The organism is Acidovorax sp. HMWF029 (genome assembly GCF_003060895.1).
Classification (GTDB): Bacteria; Pseudomonadota; Gammaproteobacteria; order Burkholderiales; family Burkholderiaceae_C; genus Acidovorax.
Window position 1 is genome coordinate 1 of sequence record NZ_QAIH01000237.1, and the last position, 5,105, is coordinate 5,105.

Annotated in this window: 5 protein-coding genes; 2 read left to right on the top strand and 3 right to left on the bottom strand. The window is 65.6% G+C overall.

From position 1 onward, the window contains the following. A partial coding sequence (locus tag DBR12_RS17430; RefSeq protein ID WP_108618423.1) for an OmpA family protein occupies nucleotides 1-867 on the bottom strand: 867 nt, incomplete at its 3' end. A gap of 259 nt (nucleotides 868-1,126) precedes the next feature. Between DBR12_RS17430 and DBR12_RS22380 the strand changes: the two genes are divergently transcribed. Next, entirely contained in the window at nucleotides 1,127-1,270 is a 144-nt protein-coding gene (locus DBR12_RS22380) for a hypothetical protein (RefSeq protein WP_165773866.1), read from the top strand. A 120-nt stretch (nucleotides 1,271-1,390) separates the two neighbouring features. Here DBR12_RS22380 and DBR12_RS17435 read toward each other — a convergent pair whose 3' ends face one another. Next, nucleotides 1,391-3,676: a bifunctional diguanylate cyclase/phosphodiesterase gene (locus DBR12_RS17435; RefSeq protein WP_108618424.1), complete on the bottom strand. Its 2,286-nt coding sequence runs from the start codon at nucleotides 3,674-3,676 to the stop codon at nucleotides 1,391-1,393. A gap of 143 nt (nucleotides 3,677-3,819) precedes the next feature. After that, nucleotides 3,820-4,797, bottom strand: coding sequence for a ribosome biogenesis GTPase YlqF (gene ylqF / locus DBR12_RS17440; protein WP_108618425.1), 978 nt, complete (start codon nucleotides 4,795-4,797; stop codon nucleotides 3,820-3,822). Between the two features lie 93 nt (nucleotides 4,798-4,890). Between ylqF and DBR12_RS17445 the strand changes: the two genes are divergently transcribed. Continuing rightward, nucleotides 4,891-5,105: hypothetical protein (locus DBR12_RS17445; protein ID WP_108618438.1), on the top strand; the 215-nt coding region annotated here is incomplete at its 3' end.

Consider the following 5,105-nt stretch of genomic DNA (forward strand, 5'->3'; position numbering starts at 1 on the left):
GCGCTTGGACAGGGCCAGGTTGCTGTCGAAGCTGCCCACGCTGTCGGTGTGGCCTACCACGTGCAGTTTGACGGTGGGCTCGGCCTTGAGGAAGGCGGCGATCTGCTCCAGCGAGGGCTTGGACTCGGGCTTCACGTCGGCCTTGCCGGTGTCGAACAGGATGCCGTAGATGGCGACCTTGCCGCTCACGGTGATGGACTTGCTGATGTCGGATGCGCTGACCACCACCATGTTCTGCTCCATGGCCTGGGTCTCCAGGATGTCCACGGCAATGTAGGCACCCTGCTTGGCCTTGTAGGTGGGCTCGTCCTTGGGCCAGTCGATGGCGATCAGGCGCACGGTGGTGTTGCCCTTCTGGAAGGTGCCGGTGCGCAGGCTGCTGGCACTGGCCGCATACATCACGTACTCGCTGCGGTTGTTCTTGACGAAATCGCGGCGACCGCTGCTCAGGCTGGCCAGAAAGTTGGTGTACCTGCCAGCAGCGCTGTCACGGGTGGAGTCGTACAGCGCCGCAAAGCCGCTGGCAGTGAGGTCGTTCGCGTAGTTGCGGAACAGCTCCAGCGAACGCGTGGCGCCCGGGGCTTCGTACCACAAGCGGGTGAGCTTGCCTTCAAGCGCCAGGGGCGGTTGCACATAGATGCGCCTGTAGGTCTGCAGGTCAAACTCCTTGAAGGTCGAGGTCTGGAACTCCACGGCATCAAAGTTGCGCACCTCGTAGCCCACGATGGTGCTGCCGCCAAAACGCTTCACGGCAGGGTGATCCTTGGCGCCGGGCAGGTCTTGCGCTGCGGCCGGAGCCTGACTGGCCAGGGCCAGGAAGCCGAGGCACAGCGACGCGGCCCATTGGCGAAACAGTGTCTTGATCATGAACGCTCTCCGGTTGACTGCATGGGATCCGTTGGCGACGCCATGATAGGAGAGGCCCCAGCCCCACGCCACCTTGTGGGTGCGCGCACCGCAGCGGCTGCACGCGCTTTTTGCGCAAAACGTCACGGATGGGCGCTGGCCTTGTCGCACATGCCATGGTGCAGGCCCGGAAACGGCGCAGCCCGGCCCCCACTGGCCCCGCCGATTTGTGCCGTACCATGCGGCACGGTCCCATCCCGAGACCCTTCAAGGAAAACCCATGGCCAAAGGCGAACAACGCAGCAACAAGATGGCAAAGAAGCCCAAGAAGGACACTTCGCCCCCCAAGGAATACAGCGGCTCTGACCGCCCCATGCCGCCCGTCACCAGTGTCATTCCCAAGGGCAAGGACAAGAACAAGTAGCCTGTCCGGGGCACCAAACACGATGGATTGCTATAAATAATATAGCAACAATCTTATTACCATCAGGCGCAGACGGCCTTTTTTGCTTGGGTTTTCGCGGACATACGCCCCCGCACGCCCTTACCGCTGCGTCTCTGCAGGCACCAGGCGGGCCAGCCACTGCGTATCGGGCTCTGGCCGACCGAAAAGGTAGCCCTGGTACACGATCTCTGGCGCGCGCTGGCTCAGGAAGTCGGCTTGCGCCTGGGTCTCCACCCCTTCAGCCACCACACGCAGGCCAAAGTGGCGCGCCACTGACAAGATGCCTTCCACCAGCACGCCATCGTCGGCGTCGGTGGGCGCATCGCGCACAAACGAGCGGTCGATCTTGATCTCCTGGATAGGCAGGCGCTTGAGATAGGCCAGCGACGAATAGCCCGTGCCAAAGTCGTCGAGCGAGATGTCCACCCCCAGTTGGGCCAGCTCCCGCATCTTGGCCACCGTGTCGTCAAAGTCTTCGATCACCAGCCCTTCGGTCACCTCCAGCGTGAGCAGCCGAGGGTCTGCCCCGCTGGAGTCCAGCAGCGCACGCACCTGCGGCACAAAGCCCGCCTGCCGGAACTGGCGGGCGCTGAGGTTGACCGACAGCCGCAGCCGCCGATCGCGAAACGCAGGTTGGGCGAGCAGCCCGCAGGCATGGGCCAGCACCCATTCGCCCAGGCTCACGATGAGGTCGGACTCTTCGGCAATGGGGATGAACAGGCCCGGTGGCACCAGGCCGTCGCGCGGGTGCTGCCAGCGCACCAGCACCTCGGCCCCGGTGAGCTGGCCTTCCACGTTGACCTGCGACTGCAGGTGCAGCCGCAGCTCGCCCGCGCCGATCGCATGGCGCAGCTCGCGCTCCAGCCGAAACCGCTGCTCGGCCGCCTCCCCCATGCCCTGCTCAAAAAACGCTGCCTGCCCACCACCCGCCTGTTTGGCGCGGTGCAGGGCCATGCCCGCGCGCCGCAAGGCGTCGTGCGCGCTATCGCCCGTGGTTTGCGGGTAGAGCGTGATGCCCACGCTGGCACCCAGCTGGGCGTCCTGCGCATCGCCTTCGAGGCGCAGGGGGTGCAGCAGGGTGGTCTGGAGCTTGGCGGCAAAGGCCAGCGCGTGGCGGCTGGCCAGGGAGACATCCACCCCCAGGCCGTGCAGCACCACGGCAAACTCATCGCCCGCTACACGCACCAGCAAGCTCTGGGCGGGAAGTATTTCGGACAGGCGCAGGGCCACGGCGCACAGCAGGCGGTCGCCCATCTCGCTGCCACGCGCGTCATTGAAGGTGGTGAAGCGGTCCAGGTCCAGCAGCAGCAGCGCGTGTTGCATGGAGGGCGGGCGCCCCGTGCGACCGTGCAGGGTCTGCAGCCGCTCCATGAGCGTGGAGCGGTTGGGCAGTCCTGTGAGACTGTCGAAATGCGCCAGGCGGTGGATCTCGTCGGCTGCACGCTTGCGCTCGGTGATGTCCTGTTTCAGTTCCACATAGTGGCTTACGCGACCATCGGGCTGGCGGATGGGCGCCACCACCACCGACTCGATCATCGCCTGACCGTCCTTGCGGTAGTTGACCTGCTCGCCCGCCCAGCTGTCACCCCGAGCCAGGGTGGAGCGCAGGCCCTCACGTTGCGCGGGCGCCAGGCCGTTGGATGAATACTCGGCCGATGCGCGGCCCACCACTTCATCGCGGTCGTAGCCCGTGCGGCGCACGAAGGCATCATTCACGTATTCGATGTCTTCCCGCAGGTCGGTGATGACGATGGCCTCCGGACTCTGCTCCACGGCCCGCAGCAGCTTGCGCAGCGAGGCCTCGCTGGCCGCAAGGTTGGCCGCGGTCTGCTGCGCCTCGCGCACCCGGCTCATGTAGTTGCGGCGCGAAAGCAGCGTGGCCGCCGCAGTCAGCACCAGGATGCCCGCCAGGTACACCGCCCCTGCCACGCGGTTGGCCACCAGAACCGGCCTGAACATGCCCTGTACATCGGCCCAGATGAAGCCCAGAAACAGCAGTGCCGTGAGCCCCACCAGGGTGATCGTGGCGCGCACCCCCAGCAACCAGCCGGCCAGCACAATGATCACGGGGTAGTTGAGCAGGTTGGGGCCATTGACGCCGCCATTGCGGGCCGCCACCAGCGACACGGATACCCATACGCCCCAGACCAGCAGATGGGTGGCCAGCGTCCAACGCCGCCAACGCGCCAGCAGCAGCGCCGTGCCACCCACCAGCGCCGCCAGGAAATTGAGTCCGATGCGCACGGGTTGCACCGGCTCATCCCATAAAAGCAGCAACCCAATGGCGATTCCCAGCAACATCACGGCCCAACCCGCCACCCTCACGAGGTGGCGGGTTGTAGCGTCTTCGTGGTCAGGCAACGCAACTGCAGAGGCTTCGGCCATGGCAACGGGAGGTGGGAGGGGGGAAATCATCGTAACCGCAGCTTTGGCAAACGCCTACCCGCAAAATGCCAGCGGCGGCACGCCAACAACAGGGGGACGGGGCTTGCCCGGGCGCTCGCCCCGGGTGGCCCCCACAACGCGGGTCAGGCTGCGCCACCTTCGCTGCCCGGAGCCGGTTCCCGCACACCCGAGCCTTTGCCCTTGGCCTTGGCACGTGCGTCTTTCTTGGCCTGGCGCTTGGCATCTTCGGCCAGGCCGACTGCGCGCCAGGCTTCAAACTCTGTGGGTGTCTCGAGCGTGATGCGTCCCAGGATGGCAGAACGGAAGTCGGTCATCACGATCTCGGCCGTCTTTTGCAGGTTGACCCGGCCACCGCCCAGCATGGCGCCGCGCTTCTTGCCAATGGCTTGCAGCAGTTCGTCGTCCTGCATGGTTGCCATGGCCCCGGGGGGCAGGCCCAGCTTGTAGCGCGCCTCTAGCAGCGGGGCGTAGTGCTGCTGCAGGCGGCGCAGCAGCTCCAGCGCCACCAGTTCTTCGTCATACGCATTGCGGCCCACGGCGCCGCTGGCGGCCAGGTTGTAGCCACTTTCGGGCACGATGATGCGCGGCCACAGCATGCCGGGCGTGTCCCACAGATAGAAATCGTCGGCCAGGGTGATGCGCTGCTCCAGCTTGGTAATGCCCGCCTCATCGCCCGTCTTGGCCTGGCGCTTGTTGCTGAGCGTGTTGATCAGCGTGGACTTGCCCACGTTGGGCACGCCGCAGATCAGCACGCGCATGGGCTTGGCCATGCCGCCCCGGTTGGGCGACAGCAGGTGGCAGGCGTCGATGAGCTTGCGCGCAGGCGCGGCGTCGGATGCATCCAGCGGCACGGCGCGCGTGTCGCTCTGGGCGTTGTACCAGTCCACCCACAAGGCTGTGCGTTCGGGGTCGGCCACGTCCTGCTTGTTGAGCACCTTGAGCGTGGGCTTGTGGCCCGTGATCTCGGCCAGCAGCGGGTTGGCGCTGGAGCCGGGCAGGCGCGCGTCCAGCACCTCGATCACCACATCAATGTCCTTGATGCGTTCGGTGATGGCTTTCTTGGTCAGGTGCATGTGACCGGGGAACCACTGGATGGCCATGCGAGGGGTACTTTCTTCTTGATTCAACAGGTTCTTAGGGTGGCAAGGATAATCGCGCTCTTTGCCGCTCCTCGCCACCGCGTTCTTTCTGCCATGCCCGCCCCTACCGACAAACCCCGCAACGCCGCTGCCCGCAAGGCCGACAAGGAGCTGCTGTTCAAGGGCGTGACCTGCGCCCTGATTGGCCTGGTCATCCTGCTGGCGCCCTATGTGGCCCGCTCGGACAGCGTGCGCGAACTGATGGCACAGGCCACACTGGTGGGCTGGTTTGCGCTGGTACTGGGCATTGCGTTCGGGGTGCTGTACGG